Raw genomic sequence first — 22,706 nt, forward strand, 5'->3', positions numbered from 1 at the left:
CCGGCCGCTACGAGATCCTGGAACCGAGTCCGTGCCGCGCCAATGGAAGCCGGACAGTTGGGGGAATTCCCCTATCGAACGCCCTCTCAGAGGTGCTTGACCAGCTCCGGCATGAGGTCCTGGAAGGTGCGCCCGCCCGCCGGCTGGCCGATCGCGGTCATCTGCCAGCCGGTTCCGGTGCGCTGCACCTTGGCCATGATCTGCGCGGTGTACGCGCCGCCGCCGGTGAGCGTGTACCGGGCCAGCTCGGTGCCGGTCTGGGTGTCGACCAGCCGGCAGAAGGCGTTCTCGACCTCCTGGAAGGTCTGGCCGGTGAACGAGTTCACGGTGAAGAGGATCTGGTCCACCTCGGCCGGCACGGCGTTGAGGTCGACGGTGATGGTCTCGTCGTCGGTCGCGTCGCCGGCGCCGCCGGTCAGGTTGTCACCGCTGTGCCGCACCGAGCCGTCGTTGCTGGTGAGGTGCTGGAAGAAGACCACGTCGACCGGCTTGCCCGCGGCGAACAGCACCGCCGAGGCGTCCAGGTCGATCTCCTGGCCGGCGAACAGCTTCGCCAGGAAGCCCTTCTTCTGCGCGGCGCGCCAGCCGAGGCCCATCCGCACCACGCCCAGTCGGCCTCCGCCCGGCTTCTCCAGGCTCAGCTTCTGACCCTTCGCCAGCGAAACGCTCATCGCGCCCTCCTCAGATACTCGCCTGCGCGCCACGAATCTACAGCACTGTAGATCTTTCCGCGCCCCGCGTACGCCCTCGTCCCGGGACACCTGCATACCCCGCGGACGCGGCACGGAAGCGGATCGCCGCTCGCCGTCCGGTCAGGCCGCCCGCTCCAGGCGGACCAGGGCGTCGATCGCCTCCGCGCCCTCGCCCACCGGGCGGCGGACCCGCTCGGCGCGGAGGGTGCGCAGCCCCGCGCCGGCCAGGTCGGCGAGGACGTCGTCCGGAGTGAAGAGCACCGCCGGGTCCTGCGGGCCGCCGGCCCCCTCGGTCAGGTTGGTGGAGTCGTGGCCGACCACCAGCAGGGTGCCGCCGGGGGCGAGGGCCCCGGCGGCGGCGCGCAGCGCGGCCCGGCGGTCCTCGGCGGGGAGCTGGAGGTAGGCGACCAGGACCAGGTCGTAGCCCTCCGGCGGGGCCTCGACGGCACGGGCATCGCCGTGCCGCCAGGTGAGGCGGTCGGCGACCTCGTCGGGCAGCGCGGCGGTGAGCCGTTCGGCGCGGCCGAGGGCGACGGTGGAGAAGTCCAGTCCGGTGACCTCCCAGCCCAGACCGGCGAGCCACATGCTGTTGCGGCCCTCCCCGGCGGCGAGGTCCAGTGCCCGCCCGGGGGCGAGCCCGGCCAGTTCGCGGACCACCCAGCGGTTGGGTTCGGTGCCCCAGACCAGCTCGCTCGCGGCGTAGCGGTCGTCCCAGGCGCGGCTGTCCATGACCCGTTCTCCGTTCGACGCGGGATCTTCCGGGAGGCCACCGTACCGGTCCGCGGCCCGTCCCACCGGTCGTCCGGCCTCCGACCATCCGCCCACCGGACACCCTTGACGGCGAATATTGGTCCAGTCCAATCTGTGATGTCGTGACCGCGACGGCTCCGGCCGGTCCGCGCGCCACGCATACGCACGCATGCCCTGCCGCTCCTGCCCTGCCGCACGTGTTCACCCGGCCGCGCGCCCCCACAGCGCCCGGCCTGGCTCCCCCGGCCCGCCCCGGGCCACCGCACCGCCGGAACCCCCACTCCTCCGGAGGACCACCGCATGCACGACCGTGTCATGTCCGCGCGTCCCGCTGAGCGCCGGGCCGCCGCTCCGCGCCGCCGGGCGCTCGCCCTCGCCCTCGCGGCCACGCTGAGCACCGGCAGCGCCGCCATCGCGCTCTCCCTGAACACCGCCTCGGCCGCCGCCGTCAACCTGCTCTCCAACGCCGACCTCGAAGCCGGCACCCTGGCCGGCTGGACCTGCGTCAACGGATCGGTCGTCACCACCCCGGTGCACGGCGGCGGTTACGCACTCAACGGCGCCGCCTCGGCGTCCGACACCGCGCAGTGCCAGCAGACCGTCGCCGTCCAGCCGAACACCACCTACACCCTGGCCGGATGGGTGCGCGGCAGCTACGTCTACCTGGGCGCGACCGGCACCGGCGTCAACTCCCAGAGCTGGGTGCCCAACGCGAGTGGCTGGACGCAGCTGAGCACCACCTTCACCACGGGCGCCGGCACCACCTCGGTGACGGTCTTCACCCACGGCTGGTACGGCACCGGCGCGTACCAGGCCGACGACCTCAGCCTGACCGGCCCGGCGGGCCCGACCGGCACGGCCAGCCCGACGGCCACCAACAGCCCCACCGCCACGAGCAGCCCGACCGCGACCAACAGCCCGACGGCGACGAACAGCCCCACGGCGACGAACAGCCCGACCGCCACCAACAGCCCGACCGTGACGCCCACCGCCACCTCGACCGGGACCGGCCCCTCCGGCGACGGCAAGGTCACCACGCCCGGCGGCGTCACCGTCACCAAGGTCACCCACAACGCGGTGGTCCTCTCCTGGCAGCCGTCCACCGCGACCGCCGGCGACGCCCCGGTCGCCTACAAGGTCTACGCGGGCGACCAGTTGGTGGCCACCTCGATGGGCACCTCGGTCGCGGTCAGCTCGCTGCTGCCGACCCGCGGCTACACCTTCACCGTCCAGGGCTACTCCGGCAGCCACGCCTCCGCCCAGTCCGCCCCGGTGAGCACCACCACCGCCGCGGCGCCGGCGAACAGCCCGTTCCGCGCGGCCTACTTCGACCAGTGGGGCGTCTACGAGAACGCGTACCACGCGAAGAACGTGGACACCAGCGGCGCGGCCGGCAAGCTGGACGTCATCCAGTACGCGTTCGCCAACATCCACCCGACCAACCTGACCTGCTTCCAGGCGGTCAAGGCCTCGGACTCGGGCAACGAGAACAACCCGAACGCCGGTGACGGCGCCGGTGACGCCTACGCCGACTACCAGGCCGACTACAACGGCGCGGCCAGCGTGGACGGCACCGCCGACACCTGGGAGCAGCCGCTCAAGGGCAACTTCAACCAGCTGCGCCAGCTGAAGGCCAAGTACCCGAACCTGCGGTTCACCATCTCACTCGGCGGCTGGACCTACTCCAAGTACTTCTCCGACGCGGCCGCCACCGACGCCTCGCGCAAGAAGTTCGTCTCCTCCTGCCTCGACATGTTCCTCAAGGGGAACCTGCCCACCAACGTGGCCGGTGACCCGGCGGGCGGCGCGGCCTCGGCGGCCGGCCTCTTCGACGGCGTCGACATCGACTGGGAGTACCCGGGCTCGGCCGGCGGCCACACCGGCAACCACTACTCCCCCGCCGACAAGCAGAACTTCACCCTGCTGCTGAAGGAGTTCCGCACCCAGCTGGACACCCTCGGCAACGCCCAGGGCAAGAAGTTCCTGCTGACCGCGGCGCTGCCCAGCGGCCAGGACAAGATCGCGCAGCTGGAGACCGACAAGATCGGCGCGTACCTGGACTACGCCGACGTCATGACCTACGACATGCACGGCGCCTGGGACGCCAAGGGCCCGACCAACCACCAGGACCCGCTGCACGACAGCCCGGCCGACCCGACCACGCCGATCACCCCGGGCAACCGCAAGTACAACGTCGACACCACGATCACCGCGTACACCACCGGCCTGGCGGAGTACGGCATCGCGGGCGGCTTCCCGGCGAACAAGATCGTGCTGGGCGTGCCGTTCTACTGGCGCGGCTGGACCGGTGTGCCGGCCGGCAACAACTTCGGCCTGTACCAGAGCGCGACCGGCCCGACCCCGGCCAAGCCGCTGAGCGCGGAGGCCGGCCTGGCCGCCTGGAAGGAGCTCAACCCGACCGCCGCCAACACCCACTGGGACCCGGTGACCGAGTCCTCCTGGGTGTACGACGGCACCAACTTCTGGACCGGTGACACCCCGCAGGCCGTCCAGGCCCGCGGCGCGTACGTCAAGAGCAAGGGTCTGGCCGGGATGTTCGCCTTCTCCCTGGAGAACGACGACGCCTCCGGCACCATGCTCAACGCGATGAGCGGCAGCCTGAAGTGACGTCACCGGCGTCGCCCGCCGACATCACGTACTGACGTTCGCTCGCCGACGCCGCCCGTCGGCGTCCAGCGTCAACGGTCCCCGGGGGCCGGCCGGTCCCGCACCGGCCGGCCTCCGGCGTTCGCGGCCCGGCGGCTCAGCGCTCCGGCACCGGGTCGACGCCGCCGCCGCGACGGGCCGCGCCCGGGCGGCAGCGCAACAGCCGGCCCGCCGTCAGGCGGGCGCCGCGCAGGGCCCCGTGCCGGTGCAGCGCCTGGACGGCGTAGGTCGAGCAGGTCGGGGTGTAGGGGCAGCAGGCCGGGCGCTTCGGGCTGATCTCGGCGCGGTAGTGCCGCACCGCCCCGTACAGCACCCCGGCGGCCAGACCGCGCGGCGGGGGCGCGGCCGGGTCGCTGCCGTGCGCCGCGCGCCGCGTCCGGCCGCCGGTGAGGGCGAACCTGAGGCCGGCGGCCAGCATCACCGGGAACATCGCGATCAGGCAGGGGCCGTCGCACCCGCCACCGCCGCCTCCGCACCCGCCACCTCCGCCTCCGCAGCCGGTGCCCCCGCCACCGCCGCCGCTGCAGCCGGTGGGGAGGCAGTCCTCCGGGTCGTTGTCCTTCTTCTTCTGCTGCCCGTGGCGGCGCAGGTAGGCCTTCCACTCCTGCTGGCGGCGCTTGCGCCTGCGCCGTTCCTCGGCCGGCAGCCACCACCAGGCGCGTCCAGGGTCCTGGGTCGTCGGGAACTGTTCGCCCTGGGCGGGCTCGTGGTGGGACAACGCTGACGATTCCTCTCGGCGCGCACGCCGGGGCCGGCCCCCAACGGCTCGATCAGACTATCGAAGGCCGCGGACCGGGGGGCCGGCCGGCAGGAGGACGGGGCGGGTGCTCAGCCGCTCCCCCCGCCCAGGGTGGGGAACAGGTCGGTGAACGTCTGGGTGGTGACCGAGACGCTGCGGCCGAAGGGGTCGTCGAAGTCCCAGATCAGGAACAGCAGGAAGGCGATCAGCGCGCTGAACGCGCCGGCCAGCAGCAGCTCCCGCACGGAGCGCCGGATCTGCAGGGCGAACACCATGCCGACGGTCACCACGGCGCCCACGATCAGGCCGAACCAGACCACGCCCGGCATGGTCGGGCCGGCGTTCTGCCCGCGCGCGTTGCGGGCGTCGTCGGCGATGCTGATCCGGTCCATGATCGGCTGGTAGGCCTGGGCCTCCAGGTCGGAGGCGGGGGTGCGGGTCGCCACGTCGGTGCGCAGCTTCTCCAGCAGCTCGGTGCCGCGCTCGGAGATCTCGCCGTGCTCGCGCATGTACGTCCACTCCACGTCCACCACGTAGGAGACGTAGGCGTCGACGTCGGCGCGGACCTTGTCCCGGAACTCCACCGGGTAGACCTGCGCCCGTTCGCTCACCTCGTGCAGCGACTGCGCCTCGCGGAAGACGTCGTCCTGGGCCACGCCGCGCGCCTCCCAGACGCCGGCGATGGCGAGGCCGAGCACGATCGCGTAGACCACGCCGATCATCATCGTCATGTACTCGATGACGTCGGGCGTCTCGTCGGTGTCCTCGTCCGCACCGGCGCGGCGGTGCCTCAGCAGCACCACCGCCACCACGACGGCGCAGGCCGCCAGCATGGCGATGGCCAGCGCCAACCACTCGGACATGGGAACTCCTTTCTCGGGCGGGGATCGACAGGGTCGATCGGAAACAGTCGAGACCGTTCGTCGGGCCGGATGCGGTCCGACGAACGGAAAGGGGAGGGGCAGGGGAGGCGGCGTCAGGAGCCGCTGGAGCCACCGGAACCGCCGGCGCCGCCCGAGCCACGGGAACCACCGCCGCCACCCCGGCCGGCCCGGCCGCGTGGGCGCAGGGCCGCCGCCGCGAGCACGGCGGGCACGGTGACGACCAGCATCGTCCGGGTCGGCGAGCTGCCGTGGTGGCGCTCCGGAGCCTGGACGGGCTGGGCCGGCGGGACGGGCCGCAGGGTCGGGGCCGGCCGCACCGGGCTGGGGGTCGGGCTCGGACTCGGCGCGGGCGCCGGGGGCGGGGGGACCACCGGCGCGGGCGGCGGGGTCACCGCCTTCGGCGTGGGCGCGGGGGCCGGCGGGCGGGGCGACGCGGGCGGCGGGGTCGGCCGCGGCGTCGGCGTCGGCGGGGCGGGCGGCAGCGGAGCCGGGCTCGGCGGCGGGGTCGGTGCCGGGGTGGGCACCGGGGTCGGGCTGGGCGTGACGGTCGGTGTCGGCGTGGGGGTGGGGGTCGGCGTGGGGGTGGGGGTCGGCGTAGGGCTCGGCGTCGGCGTCCGGGTGGGGGTCGGAGTCGGCGTCGGGCTCGGAGTCGGCGACGGACAGGGGTGGTGGTGCGTCGGCGTCGGCCTGGGAGAATGCGGGTGCGGATGCGGGTGGTGCAGGATCCCGGAGACGTCGACGTCCACCCCGACCTGCACGTCCGCCTCCACCTCGACGTCCACCCCGCCCCCGCCGGCCCCGACCGCGACGTCCGCCCGGGCGGAGACGCAGGTGTGGACCACCGGCCCGTGCGGCCGCCCGCCACCGTGGGCTCCCGCCGAGCGGGCCGCGGCCGAGCCGCTCACCAGCGCGCAGAGTGCGGCCACCCCGGCGGCCGCGCCGGCCAGCCGGATCCGCCGCGCGCGGCGACCGCCGGGGACACCGGGCCCGGCGGCGACGGGCGCCGGGCGCCGGTCCGCCGTCACGGCGACCCGTCCGTCGGTATCCGCCGGGGCGGCTGGGGCTGCGGCATGGCTCCGTGCACCTCTCGTGTCGTCAGGAGGTCGGCCGCGCCGGGAAGGGGGCCGACACCCGGACGGCCCGCCGCAGGGGCGGGCCGTCCGGTATCCGGTGAAACGATCATGCGGTGGACCGGTTACGCCCGGCCCGAGCTGCGCCTCAGCGGCGCCCGTGCGCGATCTCGACGTTCTCCAGCACACCCACCGCGTCCGGCACCAGGATCGCGGCCGAGTAGTAGGCACTCACAAGGTAGGAGATGATCGCCTTCTCGTCGATGCCCATGAAGCGGACCGAGAGGCTCGGCTGGTATTCGTCCGGAATTCCGGTCTGGTGCAGGCCGATGACGCCCTGGTTGTCCTCGCCGGTCCGGATCACCAGGATCGAGCTGGTGTTCTCCTTGCTGATCGGGATCTTGTTGCACGGAAGGATCGGAACGCCGCGCCACGCCGGCACCTGCTGCCCGCCGAGGTCGACGTGGTGCGGGTAGAGCCCGCGCGCGTTCAGCTCACGGCCGATCGCCGCGATGGTCCGGGGGTGGGCGAGCAGGTAGTCGGGGTCGCGGCGGCGGTTGAGCAGCTCGTCCAGGTCGTCCGGGGTGGGCGGGCCGGAGTGGGTCTGGATCCGCTGGTCGAAGTCGGCGTTGTTGAGCAGGCCGAACTCCGGGTTGTTGACCAGCTCGTGCTCCTGGCGCTCGCGCAGGGCCTCGATGGTCAGCCGCAGCTGGTGCTCGATCTGGTTCATCGGCTGGTTGTAGAGGTCGGCGACCCGGGTGTGCACCTTGAGGATCGTCTGGGCGACGCTCAGCTCGTACTCGCGCGGCTTGAGCTCGTAGTCCACGAAGGCACCGGGGAGCTGGTACTCGCCGTGGTGGCCGGCCGACATCGCGATCTCGGCCTCGCCGCGCTCGTTCTGCGCCTGGAGCGGCAGTTCGAGGAAGGCGTCCAGGTGCTCGCGCAGCGCGGGCGAGTTGTCGCGGATCCGCTCGAAGTCCCGGCGGGGCAGCGACAGCACGGTACCGGCGGTCACCGTCTTGGCGGTGAACTCCCAGACGGCGTCCGGGTCGAGCACCGACTGCTCGCCGAAGCGGTCGCCGTCGCCGAGCACGCTGACCACCGTCTCGTCACCGTACTTGCCGGTGCCGATCTGGTTGATCTTGCCGTGCGCGATCAGGTAGATCCGGTCGGCGGGCGCGCCGCGCTCGGCCAGTACCTCGCCCGGGCCGAAGTCCCGCTGCTCGCAGCGGTCGGCCAGCGCGGCGAGCACCTCGTCGTCCTCGAAGCCCCGCAGCAGCGCCAGTTCGCCGAGCTCCTGGGGGATGACCCGGACCTCGGAACCGGTCTTGATGAACTCGATCCGGCCGTCGCCGACGGTGTAGGTCAGCCGGCGGTTGACCCGGTAGGCGCCACCGGCGGCCTGCACCCAGGGCAGCACCTTGAGCAGCCAGCGGGAGGTGATCTCCTGCATCTGCGGTGCGGACTTGGTGGTCGTGGCAAGGTTGCGGGCAGCGGCCGTCGTCAGGCTGGACTGCGGGGCCACCTGCGGTGTCTCCGGGCTCGTCGTCTCCACGGACATCGGCAGGGTCTCCTTCGTGTTCGGGTCACGCCGACCCGTCGTGCGGCCGGCGGCAGCCGGGAGCTCGGTTTCGACGGATCATCAGATACGCGTATCGATGGGAGTGTTGGAGGCCTCTGCGATGCGGTGCGGTCCGCTCGGGCGATCCATCGAAACCCTAGATCACCAAGGCCCCGGCGGCCTCGCACGGCAGCCGAGCGCCCCCCGATAGGGTGAATCTCTCCGAGCGGAAGGTTTGAATCCGAGGATCACGGCTCACCAGGACCGCTCATTTATGCGTACACACATCGCCCGGACGTGGGAACGATGCACCCCATCCGAACAGAGGACCGCGAAAGCCCGCGCCCCGACCGGCGGGGCACCGGCTCGTCAAACATCCGTTCGAGCTTCGAACAAAGTTCGATCGGGGCCCCGACCGAGCCTCGACCGGGCCCCGACCGGCGTCCGGATCAGACCAGGGCCGGCTCCCCGGCGAACCGCAGCCCGGCGCCGAACCAGGGCCGCCGCTCGAACGAGGCCGGCCTCAACTGGTCGAACCAGGTGGCCCGTTCGTCGTACCGGGCGAAGAACGGCAGACCCACCCGGTCCGCCTCACGGGCCTGCAGGAAGCGGCAGACGAAGACCCGCTCGCCGGCGATCTCGGCCACCCCGTCCACGCAGACCTTCCCCGGGCCGGCCGACATCACCGGCCCGCGCGCCGTCCGCTCCAGGCCCGACACCTGGCGCACCGCGTCCCGGTAGATCCCCACCGCCCGCGCCAGCGGCACCTCGAAGTAGGAGCTGGCCCCGGTGTCCCGCTCGACGAACAGGTAGTACGGCACGATGCCCAGGCCGACCATGTCCCGCCAGAGCCCCGCCCACACCGCCGGATCGTCGTTGACGTGCCGGATCAGCGGCGCCTGCGCCCGGATCACCGCGCCGGTCGACCGGATGCGCGCGACAGCCGCCCGCACCGCCTCCCCGGCCAGTTCGCGCGGATGGCTGAGGTGCGCCATCACCGCCACCTGCCGGCCGGCGGCGACCGCGCGTTCGAACAGCCGCAGCAGGTCGTCGGCGTCGGCGTCGGTGGTGAAGCGGTGCGGCCACCAGGCCAGCGCCTTGGTGCCCAGCCGGATCGTGCGCAGATGCTCGGTACCGGGGCCGAGCAGCGGCTCGACGTAGCCGGCCAGCCGGGCGGTGGACATGATCAGCGGATCGCCGCCGGTGATCAGCACGTCGGAGACCTCGTGGTGGGCGCGCAGGTAGTCCAGCGCGGTCGCCGGGCCCGGCAGGCTCTGCCGCAGGTCCGGCTCGCCGACGAACTGCGCCCAGCGGAAGCAGTAGCCGCAGTAGGCGTGGCAGCTCTGCCCCTGCGCGGGGAAGAGCAGCACCGTCTCCCGGTACTTGTGCTGCAGCCCCGGGACCGGGCGGCCGTGGAGCTGGGGGATGTTCTCCTCCAACTGCCCGCCCGGGTGCGGGTTGAGCGCCCGCCGGGCGGCGGCGACCGCCTCCGCCAGCCGCTCGCGCGGGGCGCCCGCGGCGAGCAGCGCGGAGATCCCGTCGAAGATCTCCGGCGGGAGCATGTCCCGGTGCGGGAAGGTCAGGCGGTACATCGGATCGTCGGGGACGCGCTCCCAGTCGATCAGCTCGTCCAGCACGTGGTTGTTCACCTTGAACGGCAGGACGGACGCGACCACCGCGATCTCGTGCCGCAGCCGTTCGTCCGCCCCGGCGAGCTGCGGCAGCCCGGCCAGACGGTGGCCGGGGATCGCGCGCAGCTTCGGCCGGCGGCCGCCCGCGGGGTCGTCGTTCACGCCCTGGTCTTGTACGGTTCGCACCCGTGTCACCCTTCTCCCGGCCGCTCCCCGCGGCCCTGTGCGCAGCCTAACCTTCGTGCCGTGACTGCACGTCAGGTGGCTTCGGGGAGGCGGTGGTTGAACCATTGCCCCCCTCCGGGGACCGCTCCCGGGGCGGGTGCGGGGAGCGCCGGCGGGCGATCCACCAGATCGTGCTCACCACGACCGAGAGGCCGGCCAGCACCAGGGCCAGCGCCGGCCAGCGGCTGTCGGCCAGCCGCACGTCGGCGACCAGCAGCACCACCACCCCCGCGACCGGGATCAGCAGCGCGAACAGGACCCGGCCGATGGCGGCCGCCATCCCGGCGTCGCCCCGCTCCCGGCGGCGGCCGGGCCAGTCGGTCGGGTGCCCGCCGAAGTGGTGGGCGAGCGCGCGGGCGGCCAGCCGGTCGGTGGCCCGGTTGTAGGAGAACGCCATGTAGGGGAGCCAGATCAGCGGGGCGACGGTGCCCACCAGGAGCGCGAGGGCGAGCAGCCCCCACTCCCCCGCCGTCCGCCACCGGGAGGGCGGCGGGACGACGCCCTCGCTGGTCAGCCCGAGCAGGCGGGCCATCCGCCAGACCAGTGCGCCGAACCCCCGGAACCGGCCGAGGCGGCCGCTGCGGTCGGTGGGCGGCGGGCCGGCCGCGATGGCCCGCTCGGCGCTGCCGAGGTCGGGGTGGGCCCCCTGGAGGACGAGCAGCTCGGGGGCGCGGGCCCGGTCGGTGGGGTCCTTGCCGGCGATGGCGGCGAGCTCCAGCAGCAGTTGCCCCTGGGCCAGCAGCGCGACGCAGAAGGCGAACGGGGCCATCCAGAGGAAGGGGCCGCCGACGAAGGCACCCTCGTTCTGGCTGACCCGGCGGGCGCGGTCGACGACCTGCCGGGCCAGGTCGCGATCGGCGGCTTCCGGGTGGGCCGCCCGCAGCGCCTCGACCCTGCGGGCGGCGCGCGGACCGCGGTGGCGCACGGCGAAGACGGCGAGCAGCTCCGGCATCCGGGCCGGGTGGGCGCGCATCGAGCGCATCAGCTCGGCGACCGGGGCACCGTCGACGTCCCCCGGCTGCCCGGGCTGCTCCGAATGCCCGGGTTCCGGGTCCGTCCCGGCGTCCGTCCCGGGGTCCGGCTCTTTCCCGGGGTCCGGCTCTGTCGTTGGGGCCACGTCCGTCCCACCGCTCCGCCGCCCGCTCCGGCCTCGCCCGGGCCGGCGGCCGACGACTCGCCCGGGCCTCCTCCCAGCGTAGGACCCGCCTTCCCGGTCCCGCCTGTCAGGCGATCGCGAAGCCGTGCCGGACCTGGTCGAAGCGGCCGGCGGCGAGGTCCTCGTGGGTGATCCAGAAGGAGACGTTGACGCATTCGCCCCAGTCGGCGTCCAGCACGCCGCTCTCGACCTGGAGCAGCGGGCGGTGGCCCTCGGGGCGGCCGGTGTCGGTGTCGCACCAGCCGAGCACCCGGACGGCGGGGTGGGGCAGCTGCTCGGCGAGGTCCTGGGACAGGTCGAGGGCGATCAGGAAGTCGTCGGGGAAGACCCGCTCCAGCTCGCGGTCCTGGTAGGAGGGCGCGGACAGGGCCCGGGCGGCCCGGACCGGGACGGCCGGGAGGGCGGGTGTGCCCCGCTCGGCGGCCGGCGCGGGCCGCGGCGGCGCGCCGGCGGGCAGGTGCAGGACGCGGCAGCCGCGGCCGGTGAAGTCGGAGAGCCACTCGTCGTGGAAGAAGAGCAGCAGTCCGTCGGCGGGCAGCGGCCAGCCGCCGCCGTCCGGCCCGTCGGCCCGGAAGGCCGCGGCGAGGGCGGCGCAGTCGAGCTGGGCGAGCAGTTGCATCGGGCGGCCGGCGAACTCCGGCCAGGCGGCGTCCGCCGGCAGCGCGGGCAGCCCGCCGAGCCGTCCGACGGCCTCGCCGTCCGGGAGCGGATCCGGCACGGGGTCGAGGACGAGGGAGGAGCGGAACAGACGGTGGACCAGGGGTGCCAGCCGCGCGCCCGCCCGGGCGCGGATCAGCTCCGCGACCTCGCCGGGTATCGGCGGTACGCCCTCGCCGGGGGCGGTCACGGGGGTGTCGGTGGTCACGGGTTCGGCCATGCGCCCAGCCTGTCACGAGGGTCCGACAACGGCCGGGCCGCAGCGGCGAAGGCCCCGTCAGGTGCCGCCGCGGGGGCGGCCGGCACCTGACGGGGGGCGGCGGACGGGACGGGGGTGCGGATCGTCAGGAGCAGACGACCTCGTTGCCGGCGACGTTGAAGATGCCGGAGTCGTTGGCGGTGCCGTTCGCGTACTCGTAGTAGAGGTACGTGTAGAAGTCGATCCGCGCGCCGTTGCCGCAGACCGAGTCGGTGCCGATGGTGTAGGTCAGCGTGACCGTGGTGGTGGCGCCGGCGGCGACCGGCACGGAGTGGTGGACCAGGCCGCTGGTGGCGCCGGTGTCACAGGCGGTGACGTTGCCGCCGCAGGAGGAGAAGCCGTACTTCAGGCCGGTGTTCAGGGTGGTGCCGTAGGTCGGCTGGATGGACTCGTAGACGAACTGGGCGGCGGTGTCGTGCGGGTTGGTCAGGGTGAGCGTCAGGGTGACGTCGGAGCCCGGGGTCGCGGTCGTCTTGTCGACCGAGACGGACAGCAGCGGGGTGCCGGCGTGGGCGGGGGTCGCCGACAGCAGCAGGGCGACGAGGAAGGCGAGGATCGCGGGCAGGCCGAAACGGCTCAGGAATGAAGTGCGCATGACCAGTGAGCGTAGGCCGCCGCCGGTGCGCCGGTGGCGGGCTCCGCTGCGGTCCGTACCGGCATATGACAGCCGAGCGGACGCCGGGGCCATTACCTTCCGGTTCCCCGCGCGGCGGGGCGGCCGGAGCCCTACCCTCCGCCCCGCCCGGCCGCGGCCGTCCGGCGCCGGACGGCGGGCTCCCGGAGCCGCCCCTCAGAGCGGTGCCGGCAGGATCTCGCAGAGCGCCTCCAGCGCCGCCGGGTAGGCGTGGTCGGGCGGGGTCGCGTATCCGACCACCAGGCCGTCCACCGCCGGCATCGTCTCCGGCGCGAGCAGCGGGTGCCGGAAGTCCGCCAGCCCGTCCAGGGCCAGCCCCCGGTAGGCGGCGGCCTTGAGCACCGAGCGCTCGGTGCCGGGTGCGAGCCGGAGCACCGCGTGCAGTCCGGCCGCGATCCCGGTGACCTCGATGTGCGGGGCCCGCTCGGCCAGGGCGGCGACCAGCCGGTCCCGGCGTTCGCGGTAGCGGCGGCGCATCCGCCGCACGTGCCGGTCGTAGCCGCCCGAGTCGACGAACTCCGCCAGGGTCAGCTGGTCCAGCGCGCTCGCCCAGCCCTCGCGCTCCCCCTTGGCCGCGAGCACCCGGTCCACCAGGTGGTCGGGCAGCACCATCCAGCCGAGCCGTAGGGCAGGGCTGAGGCTCTTGCTGGCCGTACCGAGGTAGACCACCCGCTCCGGGTCCAGGCCCTGGACCGCGCCGACCGGCTGCCGGTCGTAGCGGAACTCGCCGTCGTAGTCGTCCTCGAGGAGGAGCCCGCCGCGACGGCGCGCCCAGTCGACCACGGCCGCCCGGCGGCCGGCGTGCAGCGGTCCCCCGGTCGGGAACTGGTGGGCGGGGGTGAGCAGCGCCGTCCGGACCTCGGGGTGGTGCGCCAGGGCGCCCACCCGCGCGCCGTGCTCGTCGAGCGGGAGCGGGACGGCGGCGACCCCGGCGGCGGCCAGCAGGCCCCGGTGGAAGGCCAGTCCGTAGCCCTCGACGGCGAGCGGGCCGGGCGCCGGGAGCGCCGCGCGCGGGCCGTCGAACAGCAGGCGCAGCGCGTGGGCGAAGCCGGAGCAGACCACGATCCGGTCCGGGTCGGTCCGCACCCCGCGGGCCCGGGCGAGGTAGTCGGCGAGCACCTCGCGCAGTTCGCGCCGGCCCTGCGGGTCGCCGGGCCCGAACGCCTCGTTGGGCGCGGCGGTGAGCGCCCGGCGCCCGGCGGCGAGCCAGGCGGTGCGCGGGAAGGCGGCGGCGTCGGGCTGTCCCTGGCGCAGGTCGTGGGCGGGGCGCGGTGGGCGCGAGGAGCGGCGGGCGCGGTTGGCGGCTACGGGGTCGGCCCGTTCGGCGACGGCGGTGCCCGAGCCCTGGCGCGCGGTGAGCCAGCCCTCGGCGACGAGTTCGGCGTAGGCGTCGGCGGCGGTGTTGCGGGCGATGCCGAGGTCGGCGGCGAGTGTGCGGTAGGGCGGCAGCCGGGTGCCGGGGGCGAGCCGGCCGCTGCGGATCGCCTCGCGCAGGGCGGCCATCAGGGCGGCGCGGCGGCTGCCGGTGGCGGGCAGGTCGAGGTGCAGGTCGGCGCCGGACGGGCCCGCGTCGGAGCGGGTGGCGGCGGCGGCGTTCACGTCGTCCGTCCGGCGGCCGGGCCGGTGGGCCGGCCGGGCGGCGGGTCTCGTCCCCTCGCCCGTTCCTGCGGGGCGGCGGCGGGGTGTCCGGGGCGGATCGACCGAGGTGTCCGTCATGGTCGTGCACCCTATCGCCGGGCCCGTGCGGGCCCCGGGGCCGGGCCTGCCGCCCCGGGGCCTTCGGTCCGTGGGTCACGGCCGTTCGCCTGCTCAGTCGATGCGGACCGAGTCGACGATGTACGTGCGCACGTCGTTGCGGGTCCGTTCGGCGAGCGCCGAGTCGGTGGAGTAGGCGCTGACGGACAGCCAGATGTTGCCGGACTGCGGGACGCAGACGATCGTGCAGATGACGTCCGAGGTGCCGCCGATGACCTGGTAGTCGCCGTCGCCCGCGAGGTCCCAGACCTGGAAGCCCTGGCGCAGCAGCGCGGTCTGGGCCAGGCCGAGGCAGTCGGCGAGGGTGTCGTTCTTGGTGAAGGTGCCCCAGTGTACGTACATGCGGGTCTCCCGTTCGTGCCGTGGCGGGGGGGGCGGCGGGACGGCCGGGGCCGCTCGGTCCGGGCCGTCGCCGTGCATCGAGGGTCGGGGAGCGGCGGTCCCGGGCGCACGGGGCCGGGGTCCCGTTCCGGCCCGGTTCGCGCCCGGGACACGCGGTCACCCGCCGAGCCGGCCCGCCACGGGGGTGGGCCGGGCGGGTGACGGCGCTCCTGCATCGGTGTGCGCTTAGGACTGCGATCGGGTGATCCGATGGTCGGATTATGTCGTCCTCAGCGTGTCGGCTGGCTATTCCTTCGGCATGACCAACACCAGGAAGTACCTGCTCGCCGCCGGTCTCAGCGCCGCGCTGGCGGTCCTCTCCGCCGGCCCCGCCTTCGCGGGCGACTGCGAGGAGTACGGACACCAGGAGCCCGCGCACCACGCCCCCACGGCCCCCTCCTACGGAGGTGGCGGCGGCACCACCTGTATCAACGAGGGCGGCGCCTACGCGAACGGCGTGGTGACCGGTTCGCCGGGCGTGCTCTCCGGCAACCAGATCCAGATCCCGATCAGCATCCCGATCAACGTCTGCGGCAACAGCCTGTCCATCCTCTGACCGACGGCCGTCCGCGCGCGGGCCCCGTGCCGGCGCTCCCTCCGTACCGCCGAGGGCTGCGGTTCCGGGTCTCCCCCGGGCCGCAGCCCTCTCTCTCCTTTTCCCCTCCGGCTCCCCCTCTCCCCTCGGGGCGTCTACGGGACCACCGTGACCGGCCAGCGGCCCGCCTTGACCAGCCGGACCGCGACCGAGCCGATCACCCGGTGCCCGGCCTGCTCCGAGGCACCGACCACCACGCCGTCGGCCCGCATCTCGTCCGCCAGCCGCGCCAGCCCCGTGTACGGGTCGCCGCGCACGGTCAGGAACCGCCAGTCCACCCGCCAGACGTCGCGCAGCCGGTGCTCGGCCTCGCGGAGCGCGGTGAGCAGTTCCTCGGCGATCTCCTGGGTGGTCTCCTGGACGGCCGCGCCGGCCAGTGCCGTGGCCGCGCCCAGTATCGGCTGGATGTAGGCGACCGCCAGGGTGGCGTTCTGCCGGCGGGCCAGGCCCGCCGCGTAGGCGGTGGCGCGCCAGGAGGAGTCCGAGCCGTCCAGCCCCGCCAGGATCATCCGGGGGCCGTCGGTGCCCAGCTCGAACCCGGCCGGAGCGACCGCCGCGCCCGGTTCCCCGCCCTCGGAGGCCGCCTCGTCCCGCTCCGCATCACTCTCGTTCGTCATGGCCCGAGGCTATGACGGACACGGCCGGTGACGACCCTCGGCACGGCGGGTGACGACTGTGGCCGGGGCCACCCGGAGCGCCGGCGCCGGGCCGCCGGAGGGGCCGATTCGTGCACGGCGCGCCGAGCGCCCGTCACTCGCCGTCGACCGTGTGCGCGGCCTCACAGGGCCCCGGAAGTGGCGCGGGCCACTTTCCCCAGAGGTTTGATCTTGAAAATCGGGACATTTGCCTTCAAATCCACCCATTTTCTTGATCCTTACGACCGGTAACCCCGCTCTGACGTGGCTAAACCTGCGATTCCTTGAAACGCCCCCAGAGCCCCCGTAACTTCGAAGTCGTTGCACCGAGCAAGCCGCTCACGAGGGCCACCGCCCCGGAGCGTGCACGGTGCCGGACCACGCGAGTGACGTGTCCCCGAAACCGACGGCCTTCCGAGGGCCTGGTTCCGCGCGCTCGCAGACCCTCTCCGAAAGGAAACCCATGACCTTCCGTAACGAGACCGCCGCTGCCACCACCACCGCCACCAAGCGTCGCAACCGCGTCCGGATGGCTCTGATGGCCGGGGCGCTCACCGCCCTGCCCGTGGCCGGCCTCGTCGCGGCGAACGGCGCCTCCGCCGCGCCGGTCTCCGTGTGGGACAAGGTCGCCCAGTGCGAGGCGACCGGGAACTGGGCCATCAACTCCGGCAACGGCTTCTACGGCGGTCTGCAGTTCACCTCCAGCACCTGGGCCGCCTTCGGTGGCACCGCCTACGCCCCGCAGGCCCACCAGGCCACCAAGGCGCAGCAGATCGCCGTCGGCGAGAAGGTCCTGGCCGCGCAGGGCCCCGGCGCCTGGCCGGTGTGCTCCGTCAAGGCCGGTCTGAGCAAGTAGGACCCCTCCGCCCCCACCCCCCGGGGCACCACGACAACGCCGCTGCACCCGGCCGGGCCCACGAAGGGCCGGTCGGCGTCCAGCGGCGTCGTGCGTTTTCCGCGCGGCTCCTCAGCCGACGGGTCCGGAGCGGGCGGGTCCGGGGCGGGCGGGCAGCGGCAGCGGGATCGCCGGCAGGCCGTCGAGGCTGGAGGCCACGTGCGGCTTGCGCTCGCAGTAGCCGCTGAACTCCTGGTCCGTCTGGCGGCCGAAGTACTGCGCGTGCAGGTCCCGGTCCTCCCGGTAGTCCATCAGCGGGACGGCGAAGCCGCAGGAGTCGCCGACCCGCACGGCCGTCACCAGGACGATCGCGCGCAGCGAGGGCCCGTCCGCCGCCGGGTCGAAGCGCGCCAGCAGCCCGGCGAAGCGCGGGTCGTCGCGGAACACCGCCTCGCCCCGGCCGTGCACCCGCACGATCTTCGGCGGGCCCTCGAACGCGCACCACATCAGGGTGATCCGCCCGTTCTCCCGCACATGGGCCACCGTCTCCGCCCCCGAGCCGCCGAAGTCGAGGTAGGCCAGGGTGCGTTCGTCGAGCACGGCGAGCGTCCCGGAACGGCCCTTGGGCGAGACGTTGACGTGCCCGTCGGCGGCGAGCGGCGCGGTCGCCACGAAGAAGACGGGCTGGGCCTCGATGAACGCGCGCAGGCGGTCGTCGATCTTCTCGTAGGTCTTTCCCATGGGGCGATTCTGCCCCCGCACGGCCCGCGGAGAGATCGGCTTCCGGCATCCGGGACGCCCGCCCTGCCGCGGCGGCCGGCCCGGCGGAGCCGGCCAGTATCCTTGACGGACTCGCGGACCGTCCGGTCCTGGGCGGCGCGGCGGCATGTGAGGGGAGCGGGGCGGTGGCGGACAACGGACTGCTGGCCCATCAGCGGCAGGCGATGATCGCCGAGACGGTGCGCCGCAGCGGGGCCGTGCGCGTCGCCGACCTGGTCGAGCAACTGGGCGTCTCCGACATGACCGTGCGCCGCGACCTCGACGCCCTGGAGCGCGCGGGTGTGGTGAAGAAGGTGCACGGCGGGGCCGTCGCGGCCTCGGGCACCGCCATCGACGAGCCGGGGTTCGAGGCGAAGTCGGCCCTGGAGTCGGCCGCCAAGGCCGCCGTGGCCGAGGCCGCCGCCACCCTGGTCGAGCCGGGCAGCGTGGTCGCCGTCGCGGCGGGCACCACCGCGTACGCGGTCGCCGCCCGGCTGCTGCACGTACCGCGGCTCACCGTCGTCACCAACTCGCTGCCGGTCGCGGACCTGATCCGCTCGACCGGCGACGAGCCGGGGGCGGGCGCGCCCACCCTGCTGCTGACCGGCGGCTCGCCCACGCCGTCGGCGGCGCTGGTCGGCCCGCTGGCCGACCAGGCGATCCGCTCGCTCCACGTCGACCTGCTGTTCCTCGGGGCCCACGGGGTCAGCGAGAAGGCCGGCCTGACCACGCCCAACCTCGCCGAGGCGCAGACCAACCGGGCGCTCATCACCTCCGCGCGCCGGGTCGCCGTGGTGGCCGACCACACCAAGTGGGACGTGGTGGCCCTCAGCGGGTTCGCCGCGCTCGACGAGATCGACGTGTTCGTCACCGACTCCGGGCTGGGCGCCCCGGCCCGCACCGTCCTGTCGGAGACCGTCGGGGAGCTGGTCGTCGCGCCGGTCGCCGCGGACTGACGCGGGGCGGGGCTGACGCGGGGCACGGCCCCGGAGCGTCGAGGTCCCGCTCTCGGCCCCCTCCCGGCTCGGCGCGCCGGAGCGGTGGTCGGGCGCCGGGCCGGCCGGCGCCCGCTCACCCCGGTAGGCCGACCGCGCGGTCGCCGGAGCGGGACTGCTGGACGACCACGGCCACCACCAGGAGGGAGCCCTGGGCGACGTTCTGCCAGAAGGCGTTGATGCCCTGGACGGTGAGCCCGTTCTCCAGCGCCCCGAGCAGGGCGACGGCCAGCAGGGTGCCGCCGATGCCGCCCCGGCCGCCCTTGAGGGCGCAGCCGCCGAGCGCGGCGGCGGTGATCGCCTTGAGCTCCAGGCCCTCGCTGCCGGAGACCGGCTGGCCGGAGCCGGTGCGGGCGGTGAGCAGGATGCCGGCGAGCGCGGCGACCGCGCCGATCAGGGCGTAGACGGCGACCAGGTACTTGTTGATCGCGATGCCGGCCAGCCGGGCGGCGGTGTCGTTGCCGCCGATCGCGTAGAGGTTGCGGCCGATGTCGGTGTAGGTGAGCAGGACGTGCACGGCGAGCGCGACGATGATCAGGATCCAGACCATCACCGGCAGTCCGGCGATCCGGCCCCGGCCGAGGAAGACGAACACCGGGTCGCCGAGGACGTAGCCCTGCGCCCGCCCGTCCGAGACGAGCTGGGCGATGCCCTTGTAGGCGGCGAGGCCGGCCAGGGTGGCGATGGTGGCGTTGACCCGGCCGCGCACGATGACCAGGCCGTTGACGATGCCGACCAGGATGCCGACGGCCACCGCGGCGGCCGTTCCGGCGATCGCGCTGGAGCCGGCCGAGGTGAAGGCCATGGCGCTGACCACCGACGCCAGGCCGGCCTGCGAGCCGACCGAGATGTCCAGGCCGCCGCAGATGATCACGACCGTCTGGACGACGGCGAGCAGGCCGGTGATGGTCGCGGCCTCGGCGATCACCTGGAGGTTGGTCCAGCCGAGGTAGTTGTCGTCCAGCAGGCCGAAGACGGTGAGGACCAGCGCGAGGGCGCCGAGCAGGCTGAGGTTCTGGCCGCCGATGCCGGCGAGCAGGGCGAGCGGGCGGCCGCCCCTGCGGGCGCGGCCGGAGCCGGACCCCGGGCCGCCGGGACCGGGCCGGCCGACGGCGGGCGGGGTGGTGGCGCTGGTCATGTGGGTGCTCCCGGGGAGGTCGGGCCGGCGGGCGCGCCGGCCGCGGTGATGTCGTCGGCCATGGCGAGCTGCAGGACGGCCTCCTCGGTGGCCTCGGCGCGGTCGAGTTCGCCGGTGACCCGTCCGTTCTGCAGCACGACGATCCGGTCGGCCAGGCCCAGGAGTTCGGGCAGCTCGGAGGAGATCACCAGCAGCGCGACGCCCTCCTCGGCCAGGTCGGCGACGATCCGGTGGATCTCGGCCTTGGCGCCGACGTCGATGCCGCGGGTCGGTTCGTCGAGGATCAGCAGCTTGGGCCGGCGGGCCAGCCAGCGGGCGAGCACCACCTTCTGCTGGTTGCCGCCGGAGAGCTTGCGGACCTCGTGCTCGATCGAGGGGGCGCGCACCCGCAGCCGGTCGGTGTACGCGCGGGCCAGGTCGCGTTCGGCGCCGCGCCGCACGAAGCGCCAGCGGCGCAGCCGTTCCAGGACGGCGACCGAGGTGTTGTCGCGGATCGAGCGGTGCAGGAAGAGGGCCTGGGCCTTGCGCTCCTCGGGGGCGAGGCCCAGGCCGGCGCGGATCACCCGGCCGGGGCTGCCGACGGGCAGCGGCTGCCCGTCCAGGGTCACGGTGCCGGAGCGCACCGGAAGGTCCCCGGCGAGCGCCAGGGCGAGCTCCGAGCGCCCGGCGCCGATCAGTCCGGCCAGGCCGACGACCTCCCCGGCGCGGACGGTCAGGTCGACGTCGCGGACGTGGTCGGTGGTGAGGCCGCGGGCCCGCAGCACCACGCGGTCGGTGGCCACGTCGCCGCGGACGAACACGGCGGACAGGTCGCGGCCGACCATCTGCCGCACGAGGTCGCCCTCGGTGGTGCCGCGGGCGTCCTGGACGCCGGCCAGCTCGCCGTCGCGCAGGACGGCGATCCGGTCGGCGAGCCGGAAGATCTCCCGCATCCGGTGCGAGACGTAGACCACCGCGATGCCCTGGGCGCGCAGCCGGCCGATGAGCGCGAAGAGGGTGTCGGCCTCGTGCTCGGACAGCGAGGAGGTGGGCTCGTCGAAGGCGATCAGCTTGGCCTCGCCGGTCAGCGCGCGCATGATCTCGACCAGTTGGCGCTGGGCGGCGGTGAGCCGGGAGCCGGGGAGGTCGGGGTCGAGGACGCCCGCGAAGCCGAGCCGCTCCAGGTCCGCGGTGATCCGGCGGCGCAGCGCGGCGCGGTCCAGTCGGCGGCCCCGGCCGGTGGGCAGGGCGCCGGCGTAGACGTTCTCGGCGACCGAGACGTGCGGGACGATCTCGGGTTCCTGCGGGACGATGCGGATGCCGAGGGCGCGGGCCTGCGCCGGGGAGCGCAGTTCGACGGGGCGGCCGTCGAGCAGGACGTGGCCCTCGGTGGGCCGGTGGTCGCCGGTGAGGATCTTCAGCAGGGTGGACTTGCCGGCGCCGTTCTCGCCCATCAGCGCGGTGACCGCGCCGCGGGGGAAGTCGAGGGTGACGCCGCTCAGGGCCCGGACGGCGCCGAAGGCCTTGGTGACGGCCACCACGCCGGTGCCGCCGGGCGGGGGCGGTGCCCCGGCCGGCTCCACGGCGGCCGGCCGCCCGGTGGCCCGGTCAGCCACAGGTGACTCCCGCGCTCTGCCAGGTGGCGGCGTCGACCATGGTGGTGCGCGCGAGCAGCTCCGCCGGAAGTTCCTTACCGTTCTTGAGCTTGTCGTACATGGTCTGGACGGCGAGCGCGCCGACCTCCTTGCCGTTGATGAACAGCGCGGCGCGCATGCCGGTCGGCTTGCCCGAGCCCCAGTCCTTGCAGGCGAGGTAGGCGCCGAGGCCGATGCCGATCACGTCGTTCGCGCCGACGCCGGCGTTCTGCAGCGCGGTGACGCCGCCGTGCACGTTCTCGTCGTTGCAGCCCCACACCACCCAGTGCTTGACGCCCGCGTTGGCGGTGACGGTCGCGGCGACCTTGTCCTGGGCGCCGGTGGGGGTGTTGTCGGTGGCGACCTCGATGGTCCGCACGCCGGGGACGGCCGCGTCGAAGGCCTCCTTCGCCGCCTTGACGCGGTCCCCGCAGACGGTGACGTCCTGTTTCCAGGCGGCGATGACCCGGGTGTCGGCCGCCGTCCAGCCGGCCTTGGTGTACTCCTCGGCGGCGCGCTTGCCGACCTCGGCGCCCATCTGGGCACCGCTGAAGCCGATCCGCGGCACCAGGTCGGCCTTGGCGCAGGCCGCCGGGTCTGGGCCGGTGGCGCAGACCTGGTCGTCGGAGGTGAGCAGGGCGATCCCGGCGTCCCGGACGGTGCGCACGACCTGCGGTCCGACGGCCGGGTCGGGGACGACGACGATCACGCCGTTGGTCTTGCGGGCGACGGCCGCCTGGACCTCGCTGACCGTCTTGTTGGCGTCGCTGCCGAGGTTCACCACCTTGAGGTCGATGCCGAGTTCGGCGGCCTTGGCCTTCGCCCCGGCGGCCTCGCCGATGAAGTACTCCTGGTCCCCCTGCTTCTGCAGGTAGGTGATCGAGATCTTCCCCTCGACGGGCGCCACCGACGCGTTGCCGGTGGTCGTCTCCTGTCCGTCGGAACACGCGGCGGTCAGGCCGAGGGCCAGCAGGAGGGAGCCGGCCGCGGCGCGGCGGCGGGTGCTTCTGGTCATGGCGGGGACCGCTCCTCATCAAGCAGAACCAAACAGATTTCAACGCGGGGTGAAATATCA

20 protein-coding genes are annotated in these 22,706 nt (G+C 74.2%); 4 read left to right on the top strand and 16 right to left on the bottom strand.

Annotation, left to right across the window (positions count from 1 at the left end):
* Nucleotides 1-86: 86 nt before the first annotated feature.
* Together ABT238_RS28945 and ABT238_RS28950 are read right to left on the bottom strand one after the other, a co-directional pair.
* The gene (locus ABT238_RS28945; protein ID WP_350571992.1) at nt 87-671 is read right to left on the bottom strand and encodes a TerD family protein; all 585 of its coding nucleotides are present in this window, start codon (nt 669-671) and stop codon (nt 87-89) included.
* 141 nt (nt 672-812) lie between these two features.
* Complete coding sequence (locus ABT238_RS28950) at nt 813-1,421, bottom strand: class I SAM-dependent methyltransferase (protein ID WP_350571993.1); 609 nt, start codon at nt 1,419-1,421, stop codon at nt 813-815.
* A 321-nt stretch (nt 1,422-1,742) separates the two neighbouring features.
* Between ABT238_RS28950 and ABT238_RS28955 the strand changes: the two genes are divergently transcribed.
* Nucleotides 1,743-4,070 (top strand): glycosyl hydrolase family 18 protein, encoded by a 2,328-nt coding sequence (locus tag ABT238_RS28955; protein WP_350799198.1) that lies wholly within the window; start codon nt 1,743-1,745, stop codon nt 4,068-4,070.
* Nucleotides 4,071-4,206: 136 nt separating this feature from the next.
* Here the strand turns inward: ABT238_RS28955 and yidD are convergent, their stop codons facing one another.
* The 9 genes from yidD to ABT238_RS29000 all read right to left on the bottom strand — a co-directional run bounded on the left by yidD (nt 4,207) and on the right by ABT238_RS29000 (nt 15,022).
* Nucleotides 4,207-4,827 carry a membrane protein insertion efficiency factor YidD gene (yidD, locus tag ABT238_RS28960; RefSeq protein WP_350799209.1) on the bottom strand — a complete coding sequence of 207 codons (621 nt, stop codon included), beginning with the start codon at nt 4,825-4,827 and terminating at the stop codon, nt 4,207-4,209.
* Nucleotides 4,828-4,937: 110 nt separating this feature from the next.
* Nucleotides 4,938-5,711: a bestrophin-like domain gene (locus tag ABT238_RS28965; protein ID WP_350567944.1), complete on the bottom strand. Its 774-nt coding sequence runs from the start codon at nt 5,709-5,711 to the stop codon at nt 4,938-4,940.
* A 1,239-nt stretch (nt 5,712-6,950) separates the two neighbouring features.
* Nucleotides 6,951-8,363, bottom strand: coding sequence for a family 2B encapsulin nanocompartment shell protein (locus tag ABT238_RS28970; protein ID WP_350567948.1), 1,413 nt, complete (start codon nt 8,361-8,363; stop codon nt 6,951-6,953).
* 449 nt (nt 8,364-8,812) lie between these two features.
* Complete coding sequence (locus ABT238_RS28975; RefSeq protein ID WP_350567951.1) at nt 8,813-10,156, bottom strand: KamA family radical SAM protein; 1,344 nt, start codon at nt 10,154-10,156, stop codon at nt 8,813-8,815.
* Nucleotides 10,157-10,226: 70 nt separating this feature from the next.
* The gene (locus ABT238_RS28980; RefSeq protein ID WP_350799230.1) at nt 10,227-11,336 is read right to left on the bottom strand and encodes a hypothetical protein; all 1,110 of its coding nucleotides are present in this window, start codon (nt 11,334-11,336) and stop codon (nt 10,227-10,229) included.
* Between the two features lie 106 nt (nt 11,337-11,442).
* Complete coding sequence (locus ABT238_RS28985) at nt 11,443-12,252, bottom strand: DUF1963 domain-containing protein (RefSeq protein WP_350567956.1); 810 nt, start codon at nt 12,250-12,252, stop codon at nt 11,443-11,445.
* A 124-nt stretch (nt 12,253-12,376) separates the two neighbouring features.
* Nucleotides 12,377-12,886, bottom strand: coding sequence for a hypothetical protein (locus tag ABT238_RS28990; protein WP_350567959.1), 510 nt, complete (start codon nt 12,884-12,886; stop codon nt 12,377-12,379).
* Nucleotides 12,887-13,081: 195 nt separating this feature from the next.
* The gene (gene pdxR, locus ABT238_RS28995; protein WP_350567962.1) at nt 13,082-14,641 is read right to left on the bottom strand and encodes a MocR-like pyridoxine biosynthesis transcription factor PdxR; all 1,560 of its coding nucleotides are present in this window, start codon (nt 14,639-14,641) and stop codon (nt 13,082-13,084) included.
* Between the two features lie 93 nt (nt 14,642-14,734).
* Nucleotides 14,735-15,022 (bottom strand): hypothetical protein, encoded by a 288-nt coding sequence (locus ABT238_RS29000; protein ID WP_350567965.1) that lies wholly within the window; start codon nt 15,020-15,022, stop codon nt 14,735-14,737.
* Between the two features lie 298 nt (nt 15,023-15,320).
* Between ABT238_RS29000 and ABT238_RS29005 the strand changes: the two genes are divergently transcribed.
* Nucleotides 15,321-15,617, top strand: coding sequence for a chaplin family protein (locus ABT238_RS29005; protein WP_350567968.1), 297 nt, complete (start codon nt 15,321-15,323; stop codon nt 15,615-15,617).
* Between the two features lie 134 nt (nt 15,618-15,751).
* On the opposite strand, the gene ABT238_RS29010 is transcribed toward ABT238_RS29005, so the two are convergent.
* Nucleotides 15,752-16,165, bottom strand: coding sequence for a universal stress protein (locus ABT238_RS29010; protein ID WP_350799663.1), 414 nt, complete (start codon nt 16,163-16,165; stop codon nt 15,752-15,754).
* A gap of 589 nt (nt 16,166-16,754) precedes the next feature.
* Here ABT238_RS29010 and ABT238_RS29015 point away from each other — a divergent pair.
* Nucleotides 16,755-17,147: a transglycosylase family protein gene (locus ABT238_RS29015; protein ID WP_350567971.1), complete on the top strand. Its 393-nt coding sequence runs from the start codon at nt 16,755-16,757 to the stop codon at nt 17,145-17,147.
* 111 nt (nt 17,148-17,258) lie between these two features.
* Here ABT238_RS29015 and ABT238_RS29020 read toward each other — a convergent pair whose 3' ends face one another.
* Entirely contained in the window at nt 17,259-17,867 is a 609-nt protein-coding gene (locus tag ABT238_RS29020; RefSeq protein ID WP_350799277.1) for a pyridoxamine 5'-phosphate oxidase family protein, read from the bottom strand.
* 164 nt (nt 17,868-18,031) lie between these two features.
* On the opposite strand from ABT238_RS29020, the gene ABT238_RS29025 reads away from it, so the two are divergent.
* Nucleotides 18,032-18,841 (top strand): DeoR/GlpR family DNA-binding transcription regulator, encoded by an 810-nt coding sequence (locus ABT238_RS29025; RefSeq protein WP_350799286.1) that lies wholly within the window; start codon nt 18,032-18,034, stop codon nt 18,839-18,841.
* Nucleotides 18,842-18,956: 115 nt separating this feature from the next.
* On the opposite strand, the gene ABT238_RS29030 is transcribed toward ABT238_RS29025, so the two are convergent.
* From ABT238_RS29030 to ABT238_RS29040, 3 genes are read right to left on the bottom strand one after another with little or no spacing between them, the layout of a single operon-like run.
* Complete coding sequence (locus ABT238_RS29030; RefSeq protein WP_350567980.1) at nt 18,957-20,018, bottom strand: ABC transporter permease; 1,062 nt, start codon at nt 20,016-20,018, stop codon at nt 18,957-18,959.
* Complete coding sequence (locus tag ABT238_RS29035) at nt 20,015-21,613, bottom strand: sugar ABC transporter ATP-binding protein (protein ID WP_502884307.1); 1,599 nt, start codon at nt 21,611-21,613, stop codon at nt 20,015-20,017. Before ABT238_RS29035 ends, ABT238_RS29030 begins: the two co-directional genes overlap by 4 nt.
* On the bottom strand, nt 21,606-22,646 hold the full coding sequence (locus ABT238_RS29040; RefSeq protein ID WP_350567982.1) for a substrate-binding domain-containing protein: 1,041 nt from the start codon (nt 22,644-22,646) through the stop codon (nt 21,606-21,608). The genes ABT238_RS29035 and ABT238_RS29040 overlap by 8 nt, the downstream gene beginning before the upstream one ends.
* Nucleotides 22,647-22,706: the final 60 nt, after the last annotated feature.

Origin of the sequence: Kitasatospora sp. NPDC001527 (genome assembly GCF_040298605.1) — a bacterium.
Lineage (GTDB): Bacteria > Actinomycetota > Actinomycetes > Streptomycetales > Streptomycetaceae > Kitasatospora.

Coding starts and splice junctions, on each gene's coding strand:
- ABT238_RS28945 (WP_350571992.1), bottom strand. CDS start 671: ATGAGCGTTTCGCTGGCGAAGGGTCAGAAGCTGAGCCTGGAGAAGCCG.
- ABT238_RS28950 (WP_350571993.1), bottom strand. CDS start 1,421: ATGGACAGCCGCGCCTGGGACGACCGCTACGCCGCGAGCGAGCTGGTC.
- ABT238_RS28955 (WP_350799198.1), top strand. CDS start 1,743: ATGCACGACCGTGTCATGTCCGCGCGTCCCGCTGAGCGCCGGGCCGCC.
- ABT238_RS28965 (WP_350567944.1), bottom strand. CDS start 5,711: ATGTCCGAGTGGTTGGCGCTGGCCATCGCCATGCTGGCGGCCTGCGCC.
- ABT238_RS28970 (WP_350567948.1), bottom strand. CDS start 8,363: ATGTCCGTGGAGACGACGAGCCCGGAGACACCGCAGGTGGCCCCGCAG.
- ABT238_RS28985 (WP_350567956.1), bottom strand. CDS start 12,252: ATGGCCGAACCCGTGACCACCGACACCCCCGTGACCGCCCCCGGCGAG.
- ABT238_RS28990 (WP_350567959.1), bottom strand. CDS start 12,886: ATGCGCACTTCATTCCTGAGCCGTTTCGGCCTGCCCGCGATCCTCGCC.
- pdxR (WP_350567962.1), bottom strand. CDS start 14,641: ATGACGGACACCTCGGTCGATCCGCCCCGGACACCCCGCCGCCGCCCC.
- ABT238_RS29000 (WP_350567965.1), bottom strand. CDS start 15,022: ATGTACGTACACTGGGGCACCTTCACCAAGAACGACACCCTCGCCGAC.
- ABT238_RS29005 (WP_350567968.1), top strand. CDS start 15,321: ATGACCAACACCAGGAAGTACCTGCTCGCCGCCGGTCTCAGCGCCGCG.
- ABT238_RS29010 (WP_350799663.1), bottom strand. CDS start 16,165: ATGATCCTGGCGGGGCTGGACGGCTCGGACTCCTCCTGGCGCGCCACC.
- ABT238_RS29015 (WP_350567971.1), top strand. CDS start 16,755: ATGACCTTCCGTAACGAGACCGCCGCTGCCACCACCACCGCCACCAAG.
- ABT238_RS29020 (WP_350799277.1), bottom strand. CDS start 17,867: ATGGGAAAGACCTACGAGAAGATCGACGACCGCCTGCGCGCGTTCATC.
- ABT238_RS29030 (WP_350567980.1), bottom strand. CDS start 20,018: ATGACCAGCGCCACCACCCCGCCCGCCGTCGGCCGGCCCGGTCCCGGC.
- ABT238_RS29040 (WP_350567982.1), bottom strand. CDS start 22,646: ATGACCAGAAGCACCCGCCGCCGCGCCGCGGCCGGCTCCCTCCTGCTG.